At 45.0% G+C, this 24,617-nt stretch carries 18 protein-coding genes; 9 read left to right on the top strand and 9 right to left on the bottom strand.

The window, feature by feature from the left end:
* Window positions 1–28: 28 nt before the first annotated feature.
* Both lnt and I3255_RS09835 read right to left on the bottom strand, forming a co-directional pair.
* Entirely contained in the window at window positions 29–1,603 is a 1,575-nt protein-coding gene (lnt, locus tag I3255_RS09840; RefSeq protein ID WP_238038669.1) for an apolipoprotein N-acyltransferase, read from the bottom strand.
* Window positions 1,604–1,879: 276 nt separating this feature from the next.
* Window positions 1,880–2,779 (bottom strand): CBS domain-containing protein, encoded by a 900-nt coding sequence (locus I3255_RS09835; RefSeq protein ID WP_238038668.1) that lies wholly within the window; start codon window positions 2,777–2,779, stop codon window positions 1,880–1,882.
* Between the two features lie 263 nt (window positions 2,780–3,042).
* On the opposite strand from I3255_RS09835, the gene I3255_RS09830 reads away from it, so the two are divergent.
* Window positions 3,043–4,398: a DUF4105 domain-containing protein gene (locus I3255_RS09830; RefSeq protein ID WP_238038667.1), complete on the top strand. Its 1,356-nt coding sequence runs from the start codon at window positions 3,043–3,045 to the stop codon at window positions 4,396–4,398.
* 23 nt (window positions 4,399–4,421) lie between these two features.
* Here the strand turns inward: I3255_RS09830 and I3255_RS09825 are convergent, their stop codons facing one another.
* Entirely contained in the window at window positions 4,422–5,015 is a 594-nt protein-coding gene (locus I3255_RS09825) for a YcgN family cysteine cluster protein (protein ID WP_238038666.1), read from the bottom strand.
* Between the two features lie 159 nt (window positions 5,016–5,174).
* Between I3255_RS09825 and I3255_RS09820 the strand changes: the two genes are divergently transcribed.
* The 3 genes from I3255_RS09820 (at window position 5,175) to ylqF (ending at window position 10,276) form a co-directional block, all read left to right on the top strand.
* Window positions 5,175–5,912 carry a dienelactone hydrolase family protein gene (locus I3255_RS09820; RefSeq protein WP_238038665.1) on the top strand — a complete coding sequence of 246 codons (738 nt, stop codon included), beginning with the start codon at window positions 5,175–5,177 and terminating at the stop codon, window positions 5,910–5,912.
* A 171-nt stretch (window positions 5,913–6,083) separates the two neighbouring features.
* On the top strand, window positions 6,084–9,194 hold the full coding sequence (locus I3255_RS09815) for a DUF2339 domain-containing protein (protein WP_238038664.1): 3,111 nt from the start codon (window positions 6,084–6,086) through the stop codon (window positions 9,192–9,194).
* 125 nt (window positions 9,195–9,319) lie between these two features.
* On the top strand, window positions 9,320–10,276 hold the full coding sequence (ylqF, locus tag I3255_RS09810; RefSeq protein WP_238038663.1) for a ribosome biogenesis GTPase YlqF: 957 nt from the start codon (window positions 9,320–9,322) through the stop codon (window positions 10,274–10,276).
* Between the two features lie 21 nt (window positions 10,277–10,297).
* Here ylqF and I3255_RS09805 read toward each other — a convergent pair whose 3' ends face one another.
* Together I3255_RS09805 and I3255_RS09800 are read right to left on the bottom strand one after the other, a co-directional pair.
* Window positions 10,298–10,693, bottom strand: a complete 396-nt coding sequence (locus I3255_RS09805) for a hypothetical protein (RefSeq protein ID WP_238038662.1) — start codon at window positions 10,691–10,693, stop codon at window positions 10,298–10,300.
* A 6-nt stretch (window positions 10,694–10,699) separates the two neighbouring features.
* A complete protein-coding gene (locus I3255_RS09800) occupies window positions 10,700–11,824 on the bottom strand; it encodes a hypothetical protein (protein ID WP_238038661.1) in 1,125 nt (374 codons plus the stop codon).
* A 191-nt stretch (window positions 11,825–12,015) separates the two neighbouring features.
* Here I3255_RS09800 and mutY point away from each other — a divergent pair, with 191 nt between their 5' ends.
* Complete coding sequence (mutY, locus tag I3255_RS09795) at window positions 12,016–13,254, top strand: A/G-specific adenine glycosylase (protein WP_238038660.1); 1,239 nt, start codon at window positions 12,016–12,018, stop codon at window positions 13,252–13,254.
* A gap of 162 nt (window positions 13,255–13,416) precedes the next feature.
* On the opposite strand, the gene I3255_RS09790 is transcribed toward mutY, so the two are convergent.
* Entirely contained in the window at window positions 13,417–14,319 is a 903-nt protein-coding gene (locus I3255_RS09790; protein ID WP_238038659.1) for an acyl-CoA thioesterase II, read from the bottom strand.
* Window positions 14,320–14,693: 374 nt separating this feature from the next.
* Complete coding sequence (gene rapA, locus I3255_RS09785; RefSeq protein WP_238038658.1) at window positions 14,694–17,582, bottom strand: RNA polymerase-associated protein RapA; 2,889 nt, start codon at window positions 17,580–17,582, stop codon at window positions 14,694–14,696.
* Between the two features lie 450 nt (window positions 17,583–18,032).
* Between rapA and I3255_RS09780 the strand changes: the two genes are divergently transcribed.
* Entirely contained in the window at window positions 18,033–18,980 is a 948-nt protein-coding gene (locus tag I3255_RS09780; protein WP_238038657.1) for an NAD(P)-dependent oxidoreductase, read from the top strand.
* 24 nt (window positions 18,981–19,004) lie between these two features.
* Here the strand turns inward: I3255_RS09780 and I3255_RS09775 are convergent, their stop codons facing one another.
* Together I3255_RS09775 and I3255_RS09770 are read right to left on the bottom strand one after the other, a co-directional pair.
* Window positions 19,005–20,630, bottom strand: a complete 1,626-nt coding sequence (locus tag I3255_RS09775) for an NAD(P)/FAD-dependent oxidoreductase (RefSeq protein WP_238038656.1) — start codon at window positions 20,628–20,630, stop codon at window positions 19,005–19,007.
* A gap of 89 nt (window positions 20,631–20,719) precedes the next feature.
* A complete protein-coding gene (locus I3255_RS09770) occupies window positions 20,720–21,433 on the bottom strand; it encodes an RluA family pseudouridine synthase (RefSeq protein ID WP_238038655.1) in 714 nt (237 codons plus the stop codon).
* 407 nt (window positions 21,434–21,840) lie between these two features.
* Between I3255_RS09770 and trxA the strand changes: the two genes are divergently transcribed.
* The 3 genes from trxA to I3255_RS09755 all read left to right on the top strand — a co-directional run bounded on the left by trxA (window position 21,841) and on the right by I3255_RS09755 (window position 24,497).
* Window positions 21,841–22,167: a thioredoxin gene (gene trxA / locus I3255_RS09765; protein WP_201600264.1), complete on the top strand. Its 327-nt coding sequence runs from the start codon at window positions 21,841–21,843 to the stop codon at window positions 22,165–22,167.
* Window positions 22,168–22,691: 524 nt separating this feature from the next.
* Complete coding sequence (rho, locus tag I3255_RS09760) at window positions 22,692–23,960, top strand: transcription termination factor Rho (protein ID WP_055125334.1); 1,269 nt, start codon at window positions 22,692–22,694, stop codon at window positions 23,958–23,960.
* 306 nt (window positions 23,961–24,266) lie between these two features.
* The gene (locus I3255_RS09755) at window positions 24,267–24,497 is read left to right on the top strand and encodes a glycine zipper 2TM domain-containing protein (protein WP_201600262.1); all 231 of its coding nucleotides are present in this window, start codon (window positions 24,267–24,269) and stop codon (window positions 24,495–24,497) included.
* Window positions 24,498–24,617 lie beyond the last annotated feature (120 nt).

The raw sequence follows: 24,617 nt of genomic DNA, 5'->3' as shown, positions 1-24,617 counted from the left end.
TGACTACTATATTCAGCAAATATCAATCTTATTTACCCAAACGTACTGACGTTTTGGGACGCTTACCTAAGTAACTCAGTATCAGCAGCAGCGCCATAATAAACAAAATAGGATATTGGCCAAAACGCATAAACGGCGTATTACCAACGCGTGCCTGTATATTACCGCGTAGTACAGTGCGCTCAAACTGCGGAGCACGCGCTACGATGCGACCTTTATGATCGATGATAGCTGTCACCCCCGTGTTGGTCGCACGCATAAACCAGCGACCATTCTCTAATGCACGCATCTGTACCATTTGCAGATGCTGTAGCGGGCCTGCCGACGTACCGAACCACGCATCGTTTGAGATGGTCAACAAAAAGTCTGTGCCAATCGCGTTTTTGCGCGTGGTATCTGGATACGCGACTTCATAGCAGATAGCCGCACCCAAGTTATGGCCTCGTACACGCAGTGGTGACTGATGATCACTGCCGCGGCTATAGCTCATGATATCTTGGCTGCCTGCCAGATTTGGTAGGATATCAAGCACACCTTCAAACGGAATATATTCGCCAAAAGGTACCAGACGTTGTTTTTTATACAAACCATCTGCCTGAGCCCCTAGCGCAACCACACTATTATAAAACGGCGCATATTTATCTTTACTGGCATCAAATGCTGCTTCGTCTTTATAAGGAATGCCCGTCACCCATGTCGTGTCTGTCTCTTTGGCCATTTTTACCATTTCATTGATAAAACCGACCGCTTCTGTCTGAAACATCGGAATCGATGACTCAGGCCACAGCACAATGTCACGTCCCCACTCGTCGCGAGTCAAGGTTGCGTAGATTTTTAGGGTTTCTATTTGATACTCGGTAAGCCATTTTAGATCTTGCGGGATATTGCCTTGAATTAAAGACACTGATAAATCAGGCGTGCCTTTTGGTTTGGTCCACTGCGGATTGATCAGCCATAGCGAGCAGCTAACAACCAACAAGGCTATCGACGGAATCATATAGCCTGCGCGGCGACGCAACAGCTCAACGAGACTGGCAGCCAGTAGCACCGCCACAAAAGAAACCGCAAAAACACCCGCAACAGGCGCCAAGGATGACAACCAATATTGCTCAGTAAATGCATAACCGACGAATAGCCAAGGAAAACCAGTGAATAGCCACGTTTTCATCCACTCTTGGAGTATCCAAAGCGCAGCAAAAGATAATGGCTGCTTGCCAACCACTCGATTAAAAATCAGCGCCAAAAAGCCATGGAATAACCCCATGCCGAGACCCATCAGCGCAATCATAATCAGCGCAAGCCATACGGGCGTCGAACCATAGACATGGATAGATGTGTATAGCCAAAACGCACCAACACACCAAAGCCCCGTACCATATGCCTGCCCAATGAGAAAGGCGCGGCGACCTGTCATCTCTGGCATCAATAGCGCATACAAAATGGCAGGTGATACCAACGCAACTGGCCAAATACCGTAAGGCGCGAGCGCAAGTGTGAAAGCGCCTCCTGCCAACAAAGCGATCAGTACCGCCAGTCCCAGATGTAAGCCTTTTGGCTGTTCAGGGTTCAGGCGTTTTTGTAAATCAACAGTAGACAGACGCATAGCAGTTATCCAAGACCATATTTTTCAAAATTTCACAGCTCAGCACTGAGACAAAACCCAAGCAAAAACTGACTGCATAATGCTTTATGCAGGACCACAAATAAAATCCACCCATGATACCAGTCAAAACCGATTAATGGGTAAATTTGCGTAGCGAAAACCTCATACCAAAATACAAAAGACAGAAAGCAAAAAACACGATTATTCATCGTGTTTTTTATTGAGCTTGCTAAGAATGTTTTATCACTAATTATTGATTATGGGAATACAAGCAAATTAATGGCTGCCTATCAGTATCTGCTGATCCCCATTGGTTTTGGTAAGCTCTAGATTTTGGATAAATCGTCCTTCCACATCAGTGATGGTGATTTGCCAATCATCTATCACCACGCTCTCGCCCTCCAAATCACCAACGAAACCGAGTGCTTGCATGACCAGACCGCCCATGGTGTCGACATCGGTATCATCAAAACGACTGCCAAGCTCATCATTACAGTCCTCAATCACCGTAGATGCTTGGACACGCCATGTGTTTGGCCTTTCGGGATCAGCGACGATATTATTAATATCGCTGTCTTCATCAAAGTCATCATGCTCATCAACGATGTCACCAACGATTTCCTCTAACAAATCTTCCATGGTAACGACACCACCAAAGTTGCCAAACTCATCGACGACGATCGCCATATGCACTTGCGTGCGCTGCAATGAGCGCAGCAGGGTATCAGAACGAGCTGTTTCACTGATATATAATGGCTGGCGCACCAAGTCTTTTAGACGTTTGCTATCGATTTTGTCTTCTTGGTTGCGTACCATGTGCACCAGAATAGGAATCAAATCTTTTGCCAATAGGATACCAATGACGGCATCATCATCTTGACTGTCAAAAACAGGATAGCGCGAGTGCGTCGTATCAAGAATGATATCCATCACTTCGTCAAGGCTAGTGCTTTCGTGCAGACCGATCACTTGCGGTCGCGGTGTCATGATTTCGCGCACTTGTGTCGCCGGCAGATCGAGCACGCCTTCTAACATATCGACCGTATCGGGCTCTAAAAACTGGCGCGAGTCTTGTACCAGACGAATCAATTCATCACGGGTTTCGGGGGCGGTCGATAGCCAGCGTTTTAAGCCGCGCATCGACCAACTACTCGGGCTGGGAGTGTCGTCAGACATGGTGGTGTGATTTAACCTCTTTAGTTAATGGCAATTAGAATAACCGTTCATAAGATAAGTAGAGCATAGATGGGGACAAAAGCGCCAAATAAAACAGCGAGCTTATCATTATCTGTGTAACAAACAACAGACATACCAGCACAATTTAGCTTCACTTTATCGCAAGCCTCACCGACATTCAACGACAAATTCACTCAAATTGTATTGTCAGTGTGTTATAAACTTTGCTATGGTCAAAGCCATTATTTATCAAAACAAACTTTATGTCGCTACGCTCCGTTTTTTCCCGCTTATTATCATCGCGTTCACGCAGCCAGCTTGCAGACAGCCATTCTGTCAGTCGCGACTTGGACAACAGATCAGCAGATAACAAACCACCAAGACCGACATGGCGACATCGTCTCGTGATTTTTTTGATCGCTATCACAATATTGCTATCAGCGGTGTGGTTGCTATTAGCGATTTGGTACCAGTACGGAATAAGCTCCGTACTCACTTGGCTTGCAACAATCATCATCGTGGGTATATTAGCCGCACTGCTTGGTACGCGTTATTGGCATACAGTCACAAAGATACTGCTCAGTGTCTCATCGACTGGTAGAACGTCCATTATCAAAAATTCGGTTGGTAAAAATACATCACTTAAAAACACAGCGCCTAAAAATATAGCACTTAAAAACACAGCGACTAGATACCTCATTGGTTTATACGGAGCAACTTGGCTCATAGGTCTAGGCTGGTTTTTTTCTATCGAACCCCAGCAAGATCGCGACTGGATGGCTGAGGTCGACCAGCAAGTTTCTTATGAGCGCGATGCAACCAACCCTGATTTGATTACCTTAACCAATGTCCGTAATTTTGATTGGCGCACAGACGAGGACGCCACAGAGCATTGGGAGACGCGCACGATTGATTTATCTAAACTCTCTGGCGTTGATGTGACCAACTCTTACTGGATGGGGCCACTGATTGCTCATACTTTGGTCAGTTTTCGTTTTGAAGACGATAGACCACTTGCCTTCTCATTTGAGATTCGTAAAGAAAATGGCGAGTCGTTTTCGGCACTGGCGGGATTTTTTAGACGTTATGAGCTGAGTCTGATTGCCGCAGAAGAGCGCGATATTATCTATACGCGTAGCAACGCACGCGGTGAGCAAGTCTATCTGTTTCCTATCAGCAATTTGCAGCAACATGAGGTGCGCGCGCTGTTTGAGTCTTACTTGACCGCGATTGATGAGCTAAATAACAAACCCGCTTGGTACAACACGTTGACGAGTAACTGTACTAATATTATCTTTTATATGGCGCGTATCGTTAGTGGTGATCGCTTGCCGTGGGATTATCGAATTTGGGTGTCTGGTTGGTTACCAAATTATCTATACGATGTCGGTATGCTCGATGCTGCGCCAACAAAAGACAATCAGCCGTGGTCGATGGATACGTGGTATGAGCGCACCCATATCAATCCAAAGACGCTTGGGTTTGATAACCTGCACTCTATTGCCAATAGCCGTCAGTTCTCTCGGCAAATTCGTCAAGATATTCCAATCCCTTTACTGGCCGACTCTCAATCTAGCGCTGAAGCAAAAGCCAAATCAGCGGCTCAGAGCTCTTATTAGCATGATAACCTGCCCTATAGCAGTTATGGATTCACCCAATTCACCACACGTGTTTCCATTTCTTCATCAGACATGCCAATCTCCGACACACAGCGGCCAGCGACACCCACATTGGCCGCACGCATCTCGTGCTGGGTGACTACAGCATCCTGAGTCAATAACAGATGCCAGCTTGGTAAATTCTGCCCTTTATACAAGCGCTTGTAGGCGCAATGTGATGGTAGCCACATCATATTAGGCAAGTTGTCCATTGTCAGCTGAATACAATCTGGTACATGCTCTTGGCGCGTCGCATAATGTTGGCAATAGCCTGTCGCACAGTCCATGAGCTGGCACGTCACATCGGTATACTCGACCAGCTCTTCGTCATCATCATTATCGATGTATTTGATTAAGCAGCAGCTGCCGCAGCCATCGCACAACGCTTCCCATTCGCTATGGTTTAGCTCGTTTAAGGCAAATCGTGACCAAAACTGCGGGCGTAGTGGCTCAGAACTAGAATCAGTATCCGCACTATCAGGAAATAAACTTACCGATTGCGCAAGCTTACCATCTGGATTGACGCCTGAATGCAAGTCTGATTGTTCATCATTTTTGTTTAATAAGTTTATAGTCATAGGGTTGCAGTAGCATTTTGATAAAGAGCGTTACACTATTATAGCTGTTTTTGCTAGATATGGGCGTTAAGGTAGTACGAGTTAGAAAACGAACCATCACAAAGACAAATAATCAAAACGACGAATAATTAAAACTCATAACATAAAAAGGACAATCATATGTCAGTTAAGACTTTCGAATTAATCAGTACCACCGAAAACGGTGTTGAACTCATCAGCTATGTGGCACTACCAGACAACGCTTCTGATGATAATCCAGTATCAGGTATCTTGGTCGCACCAGAATGGTGGGGCGTGGTCGATCATCCAAAATCAGTAGTAGAGCGTTTGGCAGAAGCTGGTTATGCAGCGGTCGCAATGGACGTTTATGGCGAAGGCAAACTCACTACCGATGCCGCACAAGCGAACATGTGGATGGAGCAAGTGCTTGCTGATCAAGACATGCTGATGGCACGCTGCCGCTTGATTTTGAATGACTTTAGCGATCAGTTATCAGTTGACGGCGACAATCTAGGCGCAATCGGTTACTGCTTCGGTGGTAAAGTTGTCCTAGACATGGCTCGCGAAGGCATGCCGCTAAAAGCGGTTGCAACCTTCCATGGTAACCCAACGCCAAAACAACCAGCAGACAAAAACTTCACTGCAAAAGTACTGGTCGCTCATGGCCGTGATGACTCAATGGTATCAATGGATGCTATCGAAGGCCTAAAATTAGAGCTAGACGCCGCTGACGTAGATTACACTATCGATGTCTATGACAATGCTAAGCATGGCTTTACCAATCCACATGCCGATGAGCGCGCTGAAAAAAATGAAGTAGACCTTGGCTATAACGAAGCGGCTGCTAAGCAAAGCTGGGAAAATATGCTTGAGTTTATGAAAGCAAACTTGGCATAAAAAAGATCTGGTATAAAACTTATCAAGAAGGGCAGCTTAACTATTAAGCTGCCCTTTTATTTCGGGTCTTGTTTTATCAATGACCTTTTGGGTGAGTAATCAGAGCGGTCTTGTGCTTCTTAGCAAATCACGTCATTATCACATTACTATCAATTAGATTGAGCGACGAAGATGTTATATCTATTGGTAACCCAGTTGGGTTGGCTGGCCTTTACAATTTTATTGATCGTGGTAGTCGCGCTATACACCAAGATAAAGCGGCAAATTGCGCATCTGCGCCGCGATATCATAAAACTACAAGCGGATCTTGAGCAGCAAAAAAATCGCAGTATAAACGCCTCATCTACCCATTTGGCTGATGAGCGTGTTTATACGCGAGCGAGCGCTAGTGAAGGCAATATTCCTGAGAATGACGCTACTAAAGATGCAATTTTTGATTCGCAACAGCGGTCTACAGATGCGTTTTCAACCCTGTCATCTACATCATTGCCACCACCACTGCCTGTTACTACTCCAACTCCGACCAAAAATAAAATAGTAAATGCGCCGATTGAGCCTGATGAACGCTCACTACCTATTGTGACGTCGCTTATTCATTCAATAAAAAACTGGTTTTTCGGTGGCAATCTCGTCGTTCGGGTCGGCGTATTGGTACTGCTAGTAGGCGTGGTGCTACTGCTGCGGTTACTCAGCGAATATATCGAAATTTCAATTACCACAAAGCTCGTGGCAATTGGTATCGCGGGGCTTGCGTTGGCAGCACTTGGGTTAAAGCTCACGGCAAGACGCTTCTCGTATGGGATTACGCTACAGGGCGCAGGCTTAGCGATTACATATTTGAGTACCTTTTTTGCTTACAGTGTTTATGAAATCATTCCGAGTATTCCAAGCTTTATTGGGCTTGGATTATTGTCTGCTATGACCATTGCCCTCGCCGTACGTCAAAACGCTTTTCCGCTCGCGTTGTTAGCATTGTCTGGTGGATTTTTTGCGCCGATTTTGACCAGTGAAGATACGGGTAGTTTGGTTATCTTATTCAGTTATTATCTACTGCTAAACGTCACCATTGCCGTCATTGCTCATTATCGACCGTGGAAAATACTGAATCTATTTGGCGTGGTTGTCACGTTTGGACTAGCCTACTATTGGGGCAGCACACAGAACCTTGATCCCATCATTGAGACGCAGCTTTGGCCATTGGTACTACTTATCACATTGCATTGGTTGCTTTACTTATTTGTCGTCATTCGTTACGCGCAGCAAGTTATTGCCTACAACGCACTCAGTGAAAATACCCTTAGCCCTATAGATAGTACAAATAATATCAATAGTTTAGATAAATCTACTGTAAGTAACGATACCTATTTATTTCCCATCGATACTGGCTTACTGTTTTCAGTACCGCTGCTGTCTTTCGGCTTATTTTCTGCTTTGCTCGATAAGATTCCTAATGCCCTGACCATCACTAGCGCGATTTTAGCGACTGTTTACCTTGGACTGGGCTGGTTGTTTATCCAGCGTAGTGAGCGCTATGCCTTAATCACTGAAGGCATGCTGGCTTTAGGATTTGGGTTTTTGGCACTGGTGATTCCGCTGGCGCTAGATGCGGAATGGATTGCTTTTGGTTGGTCAGTACAGGGACTTGCTCTGGTATGGTTTGGCAGGCGTTCGCTGCGGTCATGGTCGGTGTTATTCGGCTTGCTATTACAGCTCGTCAGTATCGGTATGCTCGTGACCACAGCGATATTCTCTAGCAACGACTATCCAGTTTTAGCCTTTAGTATTTCAGCAATTGCTTATCTGGCGACAGCCTTTATCTTACGCGCTAGCAACTCCCTTGCGATGTTGATGAATAAGCTAGATAACAGTAATAGTCAAAATCGTGACGCTATAACGCCTTCTACCACAAAGGTACAAAAGCGTGACAACCCATCAGATACGATGACCAATTACGCTCATGCACTGGGTATCAATGATCAAGCAGCACAGCCATGGCTGAACGCTATCAATCATCAAAGCTATGCGTTCAAACTCGTTTGGCACAGTCCTAGACTGATAAAGTTTTTAACATTGACGGCGATAGCGTGGATGCTGCAAGTGCTGATACTTGATTTGCATCATTGGTTTGATAGTTGGCAATCAGATACGACAGTCATTGCGCTGTCAGCACTCATCAGTCTGGCCGCCTATTGGGTCATCAACCGCTATCGTCCGTGGGCGGAAGTTAGACAGCTGAGTCGTGGATTACTAGCCCTGTTCTACTTCATGCTAGTGCTGCAACTGCCACAAAAATTCGAGCGAAATCTAACATGGGTAACAGCGGAGTGGTTGGTATTCATAGGTTTGATAATTGGCTGGTTACTGATAGGCCAGCTATGGCTAAAAACATGGTCTGATACTAAAAATACGGCACATTACACTGAGGTAAGCTGGCTCGGTACTGGGCTGTTACTGATTGCTGCCGCGGCGCATTATGGCCTACCAGACTCTGATGGTGTGATGGCTATCTTGTTTTCAGCGGTACTCATACTATTTGGGTTATGGCTCAATCATCGTTATATGAGAAAAAATGCAGAAAATACATCGACTAACAAAGTTTCAGAAAAAGGTCTGCTGTATTGGTTTGACTGGCAACAGGCACTATTAGGATGTGCTGCCATCTTTGCTCCCATTGCTTTACTGTGGGTTGTTCTTACCAATTGGTCATATGATGGTGTGATTTGGGGATTGCCCTATTTTCCATTATTTAACCTATACGACATCACCTCATGGCTGACGCTGTTGGTTGGTTTTAGTCTCTATTATATAAGCCAAAAAAACCGCGACGAGATACTTATCGAAGCAAGTGCAACTGCCAAATCTAAGCGCATATTTACCGCTGAGAACCTGCTAATCATATTGGGACTGATCAGCTTTTGGTTAATTTCCAGCATGTTGGTCAGAACGCTACATGCCTTTATCGGTACGCCACTTTGGGACGGTACTCAGGGCGGTGCATGGAGTAGCGAGCAAGTACAAACAGGATTGACGATTTTATGGACGCTCTTGGCATTGGTCGCCACCATCATGGCTAGTCGCTATTGGCAGCGCGCGCTTTGGTTTATGGGTATTGGATTATTAGGTATCGTCGTACTCAAGCTGGTCTTGGTCGATTTGTCACAGACCGAGGCAATTTGGCGAGTGATTTCCTTCCTTGGCGCAGGTAGCTTAATACTATTAATTGGTTACCTTGCCCCATTACCACCAGCGCATGAGGAAACAGAAGACCAAAATCAAGCGTGATGACAAAACTGGTTGGGTGAAATTGTGCCGTGAGCAAGGTGGTTCTGTAGTAAACTGGACACCATTAGAAAGTAGACGTTGATTGTTTTACTTTTAGCATTTTTTATAAAAGGTTATGAAAGCAGATGGATAAGAGAGCAAGTATTCAGTGGTTCCCTGGGCATATGAACAAAGCCCGTAACGAAATCAAAGAAATTATGCCGCAGATGGATGTAGTCATCGAGGTTATCGATGCGCGTATCCCCTATAGTAGTGAAAACCCAATGGTCGCAGCACTACGCGGCGAAAAACCTGTGATTAAAATCCTGAATAAAGCTGACCTTGCCGATCCTGATTTGACGCAAGCATGGATGGATTATCTCGAGCAGCAAGATGGGGTCAAAGCCATTGCTTGCGATACCGAAAAAGCCAATGATGTAAAACGTATCATCGCCATCTGTAAGCATCTCGTACCTAATAAAGTGGGAACAGGTCGTCAAATCAAAGCGATGATTATGGGTATTCCAAACGTGGGTAAATCTACGTTGATTAATACGCTAGCTGGACGCGCTGTGGCAAAGACGGGTGATGAGCCAGCCGTGACCAAGTCGCAGCAGCTCATTAAACTTGACGATGACATCATGCTTTATGACACACCCGGTATGCTATGGCCAAAGGTTGAAAACGAAAACTCTGGCTATCGTCTAGCAGCGACGGGCGGTATCCGTGATACGGCTTTTGATTTCGCTGATGTGGCAAGCTATACCGCTGAGTATTTGATGCACGCCTATCCTGAGCTGCTAAAAACTCGCTATAAAATTGAAGAACTGCCGAAAACTGACTGGGAGTTTTTTGAAATGGCTGGTCGTAACCGTGGCTGTGTACGTTCGGGCAATCAAGTCGACACCTACCGCATGTCTGAAATTCTCATTAACGAGCTGCGTAGCGCGAAGATTGGTCGCATCACGCTAGAAACACCAGCGATGATAGAAGCTGAAGAAATCGTGGTCGCAGAACAACGCATCGCTGCTGAAGAGAAGAAGAAAGCACGCGAGGAAGAAAAACGCTTACGTCGTCTAAAAACGCGGAAGAATAGGAAGTAGGTTTAATAAACGTAAGACCAATCATGTAGAAGTGAAAATTTTCCCGTCAGGCAAAGAAACCAACCCTAGCAAATAATAAAACACCAACCCATGTTTCTTTGCCAATGGTGCAATTACTCTAGCAGCTTCTTGCATATTACTATCTGGCAGCGGCAGAGAGACAGCAAAGGTATCTTGTAGCTGTACATGAGCGACCGTTGCTCCAAATGCTAATGAGAGCTCGAATGATAAATCACCTTCATGGGCAAATTGCTGTAGCTCAGTGGCAAACTCGAATATGTTTTCGCTATGAGCGCTGACTTCTATCTCTAGCAGCTGCGGTAGTAATACACCAGCGCTATCATATGAGTCTGGTAGATACTCATCACCATCACCCAAACTTGCATCCCAAATATAAAACAAAGTATATTCAGTCATAACTGGTTACTCCAATGGCTCTACGGTAGATAAAATCTCTAAAAGTCTATCCCAGCGCTTATTCATTCTATTCTTAGCATACTCGTTTGGTGAGTTATCTATCAGATCACGATACTGTATAACCAACTCATCGAAGTCCTCTCGACCCGCAAGTTTGGCTAAAATAAGGTGTTTATCCACACTCTCACCATAGCTGTGCCCTCTTGCAATCCTATCATGCAGTAATAAAAAAAGTTGATTATAGCTGTCTATTTTATCTGCTTCATCCAGTTTACTGGTAAACTCAGTATTGATAAATTCAGGAATCTGTTTTTGCTTATCTGTAAAGCTTCTATCGCATACATTAATGTAATGTAGCTTTAAATAAGGAAACTGCTGTCTAAGTTCAGTTGGCGGCGATACTTTGTCATAAATCTCTTCAAACACTGGTGATACAAAATACGCATGAATTTTTAATCTAAAATAGCCGTTCTTACCTTCCGCTCCTCCGGTTAGACGCACATGACCATAAGGCATGGCCTTGGTACAACCATCGACTTCAAGAGAGTCAATAACTTTAACGCTTGTTACTTGACTACACTGATAACCATAACGTTCTAAACAATCATGCATGAATGGGTGCAGTATTTTTTCAAAGTCCTCTCTATCTCTAGGAACCTGTGCCTCTGGCTTATAAATATCGGCGGACTGTTTTGCAAGCGCCCGCTTTTCTTTTAGCAGTGTCATCCCTCGTGCGATGTTAGGCGGATAGATCGTACCATCTGGATAGGCGGCCATACCCCGCGTGTCATAAAACACTAGCCCTAATTCTTCACATAAAGGGGCGATAACATCTAGCGCTTCACCGTGCAGTGCTTCAGGTGTGGGTATGGCGACGCAAGCGGTCTTAGGATGTGTTTTCATCTCTAAATTTGTATTTACGTAGGCTTCATAAAAGACTTCTGAATAATCCGAGGTTCTGGCTTCGTCCACGAGACGATCTGCCAGCTCAATGATATTTGGGCTGATAGTATCCACTGGCTGATGACGCAAAGCTTCAAAGTCTTGAGTTGCTTGCTCCCACGAACTGTCTTTACTTGGTGTACAAGTAATTTGATGAATATCCCAAACGAAAAAGGTTTGTGCTGACAAGATACTATCTCCTAAACCATTAATGAAAACATTGGTTTTACTTATTATCAAACCGAAAGTGCAAAACACATAATAACTAACTAATGCTTTTCCTTAAAAATAACAAACCATTGCATAGCGAGTCAGCCCACCCCATAAATTAGTTAACCTTTTATGGTCTAATATTTTTTATTAATTGACAAGGATTATTCTTGCCTACTTTATTCTCTCAACCTGAGTCATCTCTAAACTCTTTTGCTCCGCGCCTACTCGATTGGTTTGCCGAAAATGGTCGTCATGACTTGCCGTGGCAACAGCATCAAACTGATACACCCAATCCTTATATCGTTTGGTTATCTGAAGTCATGCTCCAGCAAACGCAGGTTACCACCGTACTGCCCTACTTTGCACGCTTTATGGACCCCTTTCCAACCGTACAAGATCTGGCCGCAGCAGAATGGGATATGGTTGCTGAGCATTGGGCAGGGCTGGGCTACTATGCGCGCGCCCGTAATTTGCATAAAGGAGCGAAGCAGTTGGTTGCAGTGATTGATGAGACAGGCGAGTTTCCGCAGACGCTCGCAGGTTGGGAGGCGATTTCTGGCGTTGGCCCATCAACTGCTGGGGCGATTATGGCGATGGGATTGCACCGTTATGGCGTCATTTGTGATGGCAATGTCAAACGGGTATTGACGCGCTGGGCAGCCATTGACGGCGATATCACTAAATCTGCTACAACCAAAGAGCTATGGGCATTGGCAGAACGCCTAACACCGACAGAGAACTCAGGATTGTTTGCGCAAGCCATGATGGATATGGGCGCGACATTGTGTACCCGTAGCAAGCCTGCTTGCCTGTTATGTCCATTAAAAGACGACTGCCTAGCCCATGCACAGGGACGCGAGACTGATTACCCCGTCAAAGCAAAAAAACAGCCCAAACCGAGTAAGTTTAGCGATGCGTTGCTGATAGAAAGCGTAGACGGTGAGATACTATGGCTACAACGCCCTGACAATGGTATCTGGGGTGGGTTATGGAGCTTACCATTACAGTTTGTCGAAAAAGTCGACGGTAAAGCGAATGGTAAGACTGCTACTAAAAAATCAGAAAATGACGAGGGTAAGCCATCAGGTGATATACGCAGTAATGAAAAAGTATACGAGGCAGAATTTACCACAGCTGAGCAAATTATCAATGAATGGCTAATAAAGAATGAACTGGTAACCGAATCAGTTAGCAATACATTATTAGATGACGCCCCTATTAAGCACTCATTGACGCATTTCCATTGGTATTTAACACCGCGTAAATTAACCGTCGATAACGCGCAAATACTAGCACTCAACAAGAAACTAGCAGCAGCCGAGATTGATTTTAAATGGCTAACAGAACAAACAGCGCGAGACAGTTTGGGTCTGCCTCGCGCGATGGAAAAGATTATTGAGCGGTAAATCTAGAAGCGATAATTAGACATTGATATTAATATAAAACGCTAAGCGCTATTTTTAAAGTATCTTTAAAGGTAGGGCTTAGAACTTTTTATCAATCAAGGTTCTCCAATATCCGTCTAAATGTTAAGACAAGATTTTTAGGCTAAATTCTAAGACTAGATTTTAAGACTTCGGCACACGCAAGCGCATCAGGCCTTCTTGCTGCACGGTGGCGACCAGTTTGCCATCTTGCCAAAACTGACCATGGTTCAGCCCTTTCGCGTTGGACGTGGTATCACTCCACATATCATAGAGCAGCCAGTCATTTAAATCAAACTCACGGTGAAAATGCATAGAGTGATCAATACTAGCAGCTTGTAATCCACTGGTCATAAAGCTCACGCCATGTGACATCAGCCCTGTACCGACCAAGTAAAAATCAGAAGAAAACGCCAAAAGCGCCTGCTGAATAGCAATGGGCTGATTGCCGAGCTTATGGATGCGTAGCCAGTTGGCTTGCTTAGGTTTCATTGGTTCTGGATTGATCGGATTGCGCGGCTTGACAGGTTTTATCTCAACATGACGGCGGCGCATAAACCGTGCTTTGAGCGCATCTGGTACTTTGCCCACGTATTCTTCTTTTAAATCTTGCTCTGTCAATAGATCTTCTGGCGGCGGATAGACAGGCATATCTTCTTGATACGCAAGACCATCCTCCATTGGCGAAAACGAGGCAATCATTGAAAATATCACCTGTTCAATCGGCGGCTTACCACGCACTTCTTTGTACTGAATAGCCGTCACTTCACGGGCAGATAGACTGCGACCATCACGCAGACGGCGCACTTGATATATCACTGGTTGATTGATATCACCACCGCGCAAAAAATACCCATGCAACGAATGACAAGGCTTGTCTTGATCTAATGTATGCGCTGCTGCCATGATCGCTTGGGCCAGTACCTGCCCACCAAATATACGACTGCCCACATAATCATGGCTCTTACCCTCAAAGACATCGGGGGTAACCTCAATAAGCGCGATTGTAGCCAGCAGCTCATCAATCAGTTGTGAATTATCGGACATGACAATATGTTTCCTTATTTTTATCAAACATGCTTAGCATCCGAACATATGCATCTTATAATCTCGATGCCATATAGACGCTGCGCTTGAATTTAAAATAATATGAGATCGCTTGCGGAAATACACAAGGGAGACTTTAGAACAAACACACAGCCATAGCTCATCAGGCCATGGCTATCTGTTCATTTTCGATAGAAAAGGTAAACATCTTACCCAATATTGTTGGCTTTGACTAGTTACTGTCAGCTTACTCATAAGTATTGCTTAACTATTTGTACGAGACAAATCGCACTTAATACATTGATTCAAGCAATCTAATTCATAAAAAAACGAGATGTCTAACAACATCTCGTTTTTGACAATCATCTAAAAGTTTATGGCTTCACTGCGACCAGTACGCGAATAGAGTCCGGCACTAGCGATAAATTACCAAGCGCTTGCTCTCCTTGAGCCTTGAGCTGCTCTAAGCGTTCAATTTCTTCAGGGCGTACGTTTGGATTGATGGTTTGCAAGTGCTTGAGACGTTTGATCTCGCGTGACCACTGCTGGCTAAAGCGCGCGCTTGCTTGCTCACCAATCTCAGCGATTTGCTGACGGGCGATGTCTTCGGCTTCGTAATAACGCTGCTCTATCACATCGCCGCGCACTTTAATCACTTGGCGAGCACGGTTTTTATCCAAACGTTCCACATGTGGCATAATCATATCAGCGCTGATACGAGCCGATAAGTCACTGCCCTGCTCACTGATAAAGACACGAATATTTTGCGTGGTCAATGTCGCTGGTAGATTAAGCACTTTTGGTGCGATGGCTTCAACACGGAAGTTCACCTCTAGCAGTACCATACCTTGTGGGACGGCGGCACTTTTTAGCATAGCAACGGTCGTATTACCAAAGGTACTGGTACTAGCAAGCTCATAGATGGCACGCATCAATGGATGCTCGTGCGTGATAAATTCGATGTCTTCACGTTGGAGCGCTTGCTCACGCTCAAAGGTCAACGTCATACCGTCTTCATCACCAAGCGGCAAGCCATCGATATAGTCGCTGATCTCAGTGCTATCGATCGGTGCAATAACCCACGAGCCATCACGCTGGATATTATGGTCAATATTGGCAGACGCAAAGAAACGCTCGATAAAATGCGGCAGCAAGTTATTGCCATCAAAGTCACGCATGGCATCAGCGATACGACCAGCGACACGCGGACGGCATGAGTTGTACTCTAGCAGACGATCACGGCCCGATTGCAGCTGTGCTTCTAGCCCCAATCGTGTCTGTAACGCCTCATCAATGACGTCTTGTAGGATGACATTGTTTTCAGCAGTATCCGCGCCTTCTAGCATTGGCTTGAGCTCTTGAATATATTGCTCTTGCACGCTTTGTGCCGTTGGCGATATCTGGTTGAACATGTTCAGCGCATCGTTATACCAATGATATAGACGCTCTTGCGCCGTGCCCTGCACGTAAGGGACATGCAGCATGATTTGCTGCGTCTGACCGATACGATCTAGGCGACCGATACGCTGCTCCAAGGTATCTGGATTGGCCGGTAAATCCCATAAGATCAGCTGGCTTGCAAACTGGAAGTTACGACCTTCTGAGCCAATCTCTGAACACAGTAGTATCTGTGCGCCTTCGCTATCCGCAAAAAATGCTGCCGCTTGGTCACGCTCAAGCAGGGTCATTTGCTCAGTAAAGATAGCGGTTTTGATACCTGCATGCAGACGCAATACAGCTTCTAAACTCTCTACCGTCGCACCACTACGAGCGATTAATAGTACTTTCTGCTGCTTAAGCTCACCGCGCAAGATTTCAACCAACCAAGAGACACGTGGGTCGTCTTCTAGCCAGCCACCATCTGGTTGGTTTTCTTCGCCCCATAGCTGCTCACGCAATTTGCCATTGGTTTGATAGCTGTCTTTCCATGCGTCAGGGAGTGGCAGTGGGTGCGGCTGGCTGCTACGACCATAGAACCCTTTCACACTCTCACGCGTATTGCGGAACAAAATACGACCGGTACCGTGACGATCTAATAGCTCGTTGAGCGCATAGGTGCGCAGTTTGTCGTCTTCATTGATCGTGGAAAGCTCATCCATACTGATGTCTAACAAGCTACTAAGAGCAGCGATTTGACCGTCATTGAGCGGCTTGTCTTCTATTAATACACCAGCGACTGCTGCTGTCTCTGCAAACGCTTCTTGACCATCGATGAACTCATCTAGATCATCGAAGCGATCTGGATCAAGCAGACGCAAACGGGCAAAATGACTTTGCGCGCCAAGCTGCTCTGGCGTTGCTGTCAGTAGCATCACGCCTGGCGTCTCTTCTGCAAAGTCTGCCACCAGATCGTATTTATCATTGCCGCCTTGCGCTTCGTCCCAATGCAGATGATGCGCTTCGTCCACGACCAATAGATCAAATCCTGCCTCCATCGCTTGATCATACAAATCTGGATGGTCAATCAACAAGTCCATACCCGCAATGATACATTGCTCAGTGGCAAAGACGTTTTGCTCAGGATCATGTTCTTTAATCGCAGCCGTACGTACCAAGTCAAATAGCGCAAAATTCAGATTAAAGCGACGACGTAGCTCAATCATCCATTGATACTGCAAGCTATCTGGCACCAAAATCAAAACGCGCTCAGCTTTACCCGTTAGCAGCTGCTGATGGATAATCATGCCCGCTTCGATGGTTTTACCAAGGCCAACCTCATCAGCCAATAGCACACGCGGCGCGATACGCTTACCGACTTCATGCGCGATATAGAGCTGATGCTCGATAATATCGACACGCGCTCCCATCAGACCTTTCAGTGGATGGCCTGCCAACGCTGATTGCATACGTAAGATATCTTGGCGCAGCTCATACCAATCGCCGCGCTCGATACGACCAGCAAGCAAACGCTCAAGCGGCTTGGCTAGCGTGATATTGGCCGCAAGGCGCGTCTCCATGATGCCGCGCTCGTGCTCATCGACGCCATATTTGAGCACGCCCATGACTTCATCGACGGCATTGACCGTATAGCTTTTGCCATCTTGGTCATAGATAGTATCGCCGACCTTAAACACCACGCGCGATAATGGCGCAGAGTTTTTTGCGTAGACGCGCGTCTCTTCACTTTGTGGAAATAAAATATGCACACATCGATCATCGACATCGATAACCACACCTAAGCCAAGCTCAGACTCCGTATCAGATAAATAACGTTGGCCAACGGCGAATTCAGTACTGTGCAATGAAGCAATAGAGATAGTCATAAGGCGATGTCTTTTGTACTCAGATAATTAAAAATTAGATAGCAATGGTGGCTTGTGATAGCAGTCAGGTTAAAAATGAGGCAAATTGTTAATAGATGCAAACGTAGTGTCATAATCTTAGTAAAACCGAAACCAGCAGCCAAGCCGTACTATTATATAACGTTAGCGGCTAGATGAGTGCGTTAAGTTCAATTTTCAAGAGGTGGCTTATGATACCCATGACTTTATAAGGTCTATGGGCCCAATCATGCTAAGTAAATCCACTCATGATATAAATTACTTTGTTTCTTAGGCACTTATGCCGACTTAACCAAGAGGCGCTTATACCAACTTAGCCAATATTTAATGGATTCGTTTTTGACTAAAAACGCCAACGTGCTACATTAAGTCGATAACCATTCATTTGACAACTATTACCATCTATAGGACAACAATAAATAAGGAATCATAATGCAAGCCGTTTTTTTGGATAAAGGCACTTTTTCTGATGGTATTGACTTACCCGCACCAGAAGGCGTAAGCGATTACATCACTTATAACGACACACCAAAAGACACAGACCTCATCATTGAGCGCTGTAAAGATGCCGATATTATCATCACCAATAAAGTGCAAATTGGCGCAGAAGTAATCGCTGGTCTACCTAAGCTAAAATTGATTCAACTGACTGCCACTGGCATGAATAACGTTGATCAAGTTGCTTGCGATAAGCATGGCGTAGCACTTTATAATGTCGCAGGTTATGCGGTAAAAAGTGTGCCTGAGCATACTTTTATGTTAATGCTAACCGCCATGCGTGCCGGTATTCATTATCACCAAAAAGTCGCTGATGGCACATGGCTAGCAAACGGAAATTTTTGTCTGCTGGATATTCCCCTGATAGATTTGGAAGATAAGACGCTAGGTATCATTGGTATTGGCACCATTGGCAAGCGTGTAACCGAAATCGCACGCGCATTTGGTATGACAGTTCTATGGGCGGAGCATCAAGGGCGCACGCCTCGCAGCGATGAGTACACGGCGTTTGATGAGGTATTAGCTCGTGCAGATGTGATAAGCCTGCACTGTCCGCTGAACGAGAACACCGAGCATCTTATTAATAAAAACACGTTAGCAAAAATGAGCAAACAACCGCTCATCGTCAATGTCGCTCGTGGCGGCGTTGTTGATAGCCAAGCATTGACCGATGCGATTAACAACGAGCAAATTCTAGGCTATGCCAGTGACGTGTTCGAACAAGAGCCCATCGCGAACGATGACCTATTACTCAGTCTCAGCGATCATCCGCGCGTCATATTTAGCCCGCACAATGCGTGGGGCAGCAAAAGCGCCCAAGAAACCTTATGGCAGATATTAAGCAAACAAGTTGCTGACTTTATCGATAATCAGCATCAATAGCGACTGTCAATGATGAGCGAGCTACTAACGACTAAACCGCAACCAGTCGTCTTTTATTTTGCGGTATTTAAGCATGACACGGTCGCTTAGATAGTTGTTGGTCACGTACCATGGGTAGCGGTCGCCTTGTTTCGGCAGTCTGTCTTTGGCACGCTTGACATATCCAGACGATAGCGAGCCCATCACTGTATCTGCTTGGGCATGGGCGGTAGCATTCACCGTCTGTGCCTGTGGCAGCGCGACTTGGTAGCGGTTTTTGTGCATATAACTCAGTAGCCGAACCAAATACTGACAGGCTAAATCAATCTTTAGCGTCCATGAAGCGTTAGTGTAGCCAAATAGTGCAGCCATGTTAGGCACGCCTTCGATCATGACTGCTTTATAAGTCATGCGCGTGCCGATATCAATAGCCTGCCCGTCGATATATACCGCTGCCCCGCCTAGCATTTGCAGCTTCAATCCCGTTGCTGTGACGATGATATCAGCGTCAAGATGCGCGCCTGATTGCAGCATGATACCTGTCTTGGTGAAGCGCTTGATCTGATCGGTCACCACTGCTGCACGTTTACCGTGCAAAGATTTAAACAAATCACTGTCTGGTACAGCGCATACGCGTTGATCCCAAGGATTATAATCGGGCATAAAGTGCTCGATATCAACTCCGCTACCTTTTAACTCTTTTGTCACGCCGCCTTTTAGGACGACTTTCATCAGCTTCGGCGCGTGAGTAGCTAATTTATACAGCCCCTGCTGCCGTAACACATTGCGCGCACGTAGTACCGTATAGGCCTGCTCCTTTGATAAAGGAGAGAACTTGCCCGATAGCCAGTCGATAGCATGATCATCACCCGGTACGCTTGCCACATAAGTGGGCGTCCGCTGTAGCATCGTGACATGGCGCGCACACTGCTCACTATCTTCATCCACTAACGCCGGTAATAGCGTCATTGCGGTGGCACCACTCCCAATGATGACCACTTTTTTGTCGTTATAGTCTAAATCATCCCAATGCTGCGGATGGACGATACGACCACGGAAGTCGTCTTCTCCATCAAAATGAGGTCGATAGCCTTGCTCATAGTCATAGTAACCCGTAGCACCGACGATAAACTTTGCCGTCTTAACGAATACCTCTCCGCTGGCATGATTTTTTATGGTTGCTGTCCATAACTGATCCATGCTCGACCATGATATTTGCTGGACTTCATGCTCATAGCGAATGTGTTCCGTAATACCAAACTCACGCGCCGTATCAGCGATATAACGCTTAATATCACCACCTGCTGCCAGCATTCTATAATCTAGCCACGGTCTAAAGTTATAGCCAAAGGTTAAGGCATCAGAATCAGAGCGAATACCAGGATAGGTAAATAAATCCCAAGTCCCACCCAAATCAGCACGCTTTTCCAATATGGCAAAGCGCTGCGAGCCTCTTTTGTTATTAACTGATTTGTTCTGCCTTTGCTTTTTTGCACCTTTATGACCAAATAAATTTTTACCGTTTAGTTGCTGTAAACGGCAGGCCATACCAATACCAGCAATACCTGCACCAATGATCAGCACCTCATAATCGGCCAGCTTGTCCATTTGCGGCTTTTTACGTGTCAGGCGACTTTTGATCGCCTGTTTTGTAGTGGTAATATCAAGCATATTCTCATCCTTGTGTTTGCATGATCAGCGATAGCCTTAGTGCCTCTATTAATCGCGCGCTTCGACTTTAATTTCAGGCAGCTAATGCATCAAAATGGGCATGGACTTTCCCAGTCCATCCAAGCACCTAGTACTGGATGCTTTAAGCGCAGTTGCTGGGCGTGTAAGTTCAGTCTTGGCGCAATCTCTAGTGCCACGCCTTCAGCATAAATCGGGTCGCCAATCATCACGTGACCTGCATGCACCATATGCACGCGTAATTGATGGCTGCGACCTGTCACTGGTTTTAGCATCACTCGAGTGACGGTTTGACCATTGCATTGTTCATGGGCTACAACTTCATACAGTGTTAATGCATGCTTTGACCAGCCGTGATCGACGATATGACGCGGCTTGGTAGTCGGCTCATAGCGTACTGGCACCGATATCTCACCCGTTGCGCCGACTTGCTCCCACGCGCCAAAAACTCGTGCTTGGTACTTTTTTTGTGGTAGACGTTCAATAAATTGCTTACTAATATTGGTTTGGGCAGCGGCATTTTTTGCAAAAATAATCAGACCTGAGGTATCCATATCCAGTCGATGAATCAGTTTTACCGCTGGATTGGCACGCTCAAGCCGAGCAAGCAGACTCACTTTGAGAGTCTTGCCATCGACACTTAATAGGCCTGCCGGTTTATCAACCACCCAAATATCATCGTCTTCGTAGACCGTAATCTCTTGCGCAAAATCCTTGAAAAACTCAAGCGGATAGGCATTTTCTTGCGCGTTAAGGGCGTCGACTTCTTCATCAGCAAAAGGCATAACAGTAACTACTTATATAAATTGAATGAAATACGTGGATTTTTGACTGCTGGTATATTTGGTACAATGGCAGATTTTTTATTGAACTCAAAATAGGCAAGTTCAACACCGCAAACGACCACCGAAGAGCTATTGAAATAATACGTCAGAGCATTTTTTAGCAGATCGCTAGTAGTAAGTAACAGAGAAAACCGAACCTGTGTCATTCTGTTTCGATTTATTGTGCTAATCGTAATTGTTAGTCAATTTAACCAGCTTGAATCTGTCAAGACTGAGCAAACATGTTAATATGATGGCACATTTTCACCATTTCTAAACGATTCTTTGACCACTGACCAGCTTATTATTAGACCAATATGATTGCTTGCTCGTGGTGATAGAATAAATAAAACAAGAGAGATAAAATTATGTCAGACCTTATTGTTAATACTACCGACACAAACTTTGACCAAGACGTTTTAGAATCAGATGTGCCTGTATTGGTAGATTTTTGGGCAACTTGGTGTGGTCCTTGTAAAGCGATTGCGCCTATTTTAGAAGATTTAGCGACTGAGTACCAAGGTAAAGTTAAGATCGTTAAAGTTGACGTGGATAGCAACCCACAAGCAGCGAGCCGTTTTGGTATCCGTAACATCCCAACGCTATTTGTCTTTAAAGATGGCGAAAAAGTGGACTCAGTCATGGGCCTACAGCCAAAAGCTGAACTGGCTAAAGTATTAGACAAGCATTTATAAGCTGAATCTACTCGTTTCAGATGACTTTAAACGGACGAGATAGACTCATCAAGAAAGCCATTATCTGACTATGATAGTGGCTTTTCTGCTTGTTTTTTGTGCAAAAAACTTGATTATATGACTTTTTTGGCAAAATTTATTGACAATGCTATTGTGAAGACCGTATAGTCTGCTGACAAGAGAAAACCAACTGTTTTCCTAGTATCTTGTCGCTATTCTCCTCGTGTTTATCAACAAAAACACAATCGTCATTATAAACACCATTGCTGAACAAAATGACTAAACGCAATTACTGATATTGGGTTTTTGACGCAGACTCTTATGTAGCCTTTTTTATCCTTATTTCTTATGACCTTGCATCCCATGATTGCAGTGCGTACATAAGCAGACATGCAAAACCAAAACTACATAAAATACAGCGCTGTGCACACACCTATATCATCATATTACCGTTATTTTAATCACTGTCGTGACTTGTGCTGCTAATGGCATCTCTCATCTGATCAATTGCTAATGACCTATCTATGAATCTTACTGAATTAAAGAAAAAATCAATCGCTGAGCTATTGGCTATCGCCAAGGAAATGGGTCTTGATAATATGGCGCGTAGCCGTAAACAAGACATTATCTTTGCTATCCTAAAAACCCATGCGCGGAACGGTGAAGCTATCTATGGTGATGGTGTGCTTGAGGTTCTTCCTGATGGTTTTGGATTTTTGCGCTCATCAGAAGGCTCATATCTAGCCGGTCCTGACGATATCTATGTCAGCCCAAGCCAAATTCGCCGCTTTAGCCTAAAAACTGGTGACAGTATCGCTGGTACGATTCGCCCACCAAAAGATTCTGAGCGTTATTTTGCGCTATTAAAGGTTGGTGAGATTAACTTTGATACCCCAGATCGCTCACGTCATAAGCTTATCTTTGAAAACCTAACGCCCCTATTCCCAACTGAGCACTTAAAACTTGAGCTGGGCAACGGGACCACTGAAGATCTGACTGGTCGTATCATCGATCTAATCGCTCCGATTGGTAAAGGTCAGCGCTCTATCATCGTCGCACCGCCAAAAGCGGGTAAAACGATGCTGCTACAGACCATCGCTCAGTCAATTACCCGTAATAACCCCGAGTGTTATTTGATCGTACTATTGATTGACGAGCGTCCAGAAGAAGTCACCGAGATGGTACGTACGGTACGCGGCGAAGTGGTTGCCTCTACCTTTGATGAACCGCCACAGCGTCACGTACAAGTGGCTGAAATGGTCATCGAAAAGGCCAAGCGTTTGGTTGAACATAAACAAGACGTGGTTATTTTGCTTGATTCAATCACTCGCCTCGCCCGTGCTTATAACACGGTTATCCCATCATCAGGCAAAGTGCTAACTGGTGGTTTGGATGCCAATGCCCTAGAGCGTCCAAAACGTTTCTTTGGTGCTGCGCGTAACGTTGAAGAAGGTGGTAGTTTGACCATTATTGCCAGTGCATTGATCGATACTGGTAGTAAGATGGATAGCGTTATTTTTGAAGAATTCAAAGGAACGGGTAACCAAGAGATTACGCTTGAGCGTGACTTGGCCGAAAAACGCGTCTTCCCTGCGATTAATATCAAAAAATCTGGTACACGCCGCGAAGAGCGTCTATTGGACGAAGACAAGCTGCGTAAAGTCTGGATCTTGCGTAAGTTGCTGCAACCGATGGATGGTGTTCAAGCCACCGAGTTCTTGTTGGATCGTCTCAAAGAAGCAAAAACTAATGATGAGTTCTTTGAGCAGATGAAGCGCAAATCACAGAATTAATTTGCGAGCTTTATTCTAAAATAATTTATATTAAGACTGCCAATAGGTGGTCTTTTTTATCTCCGATTGCCAAAATACTCGCCTACCTATTTTTGACCTAAGTACCTCATATAAGCAAGCACCTGTTTGATGATACAGTCTGGAAACATCAATTACATGTTGTTTGCAAAGTTTAGCGCTTTTACTACGACTATATAGTCAGCAACCGACTATTATGGCAGATAGTAGGAATACATTTGAAACTACCATGGACATTGTTTTTTAAAGGTCTTACATTCTAAATTTGATGGATAAATAGGTGATAATATGAAATTTGCTAAAACGATTGCAATGACAGCAATTACGAGCTCAGCACTAATCATGACTGGTTGTAATTCATATGGTGGCGGTATGAGCAATACTGCTAAAGGTGCTACTGCTGGCGCTGCTGCTGGTGCTCTTATCAGAAGTAAAGGCGATAGCAAAGACATCGCTCGTGGCGCATTAGCTGGTGCAGCTATCGGCGGCGCTGGTGGTTACATTCTTGATAATAACTAAATCCTGCTACCTGATATCGCTTCATTATTAAATTGAGCGATATCAACTAGAGGATAAAAAAGCCTGCAATTGATTGCAGGCTTTTTTATGTCAATTTTTTGCGTGGTTATTGTTGTACTG

The organism is Psychrobacter sp. Ps6, from assembly GCF_022129235.1.
Lineage (GTDB): Bacteria > Pseudomonadota > Gammaproteobacteria > Pseudomonadales > Moraxellaceae > Psychrobacter.
This window is presented reverse-complemented; position numbering and strand designations above follow the sequence as displayed.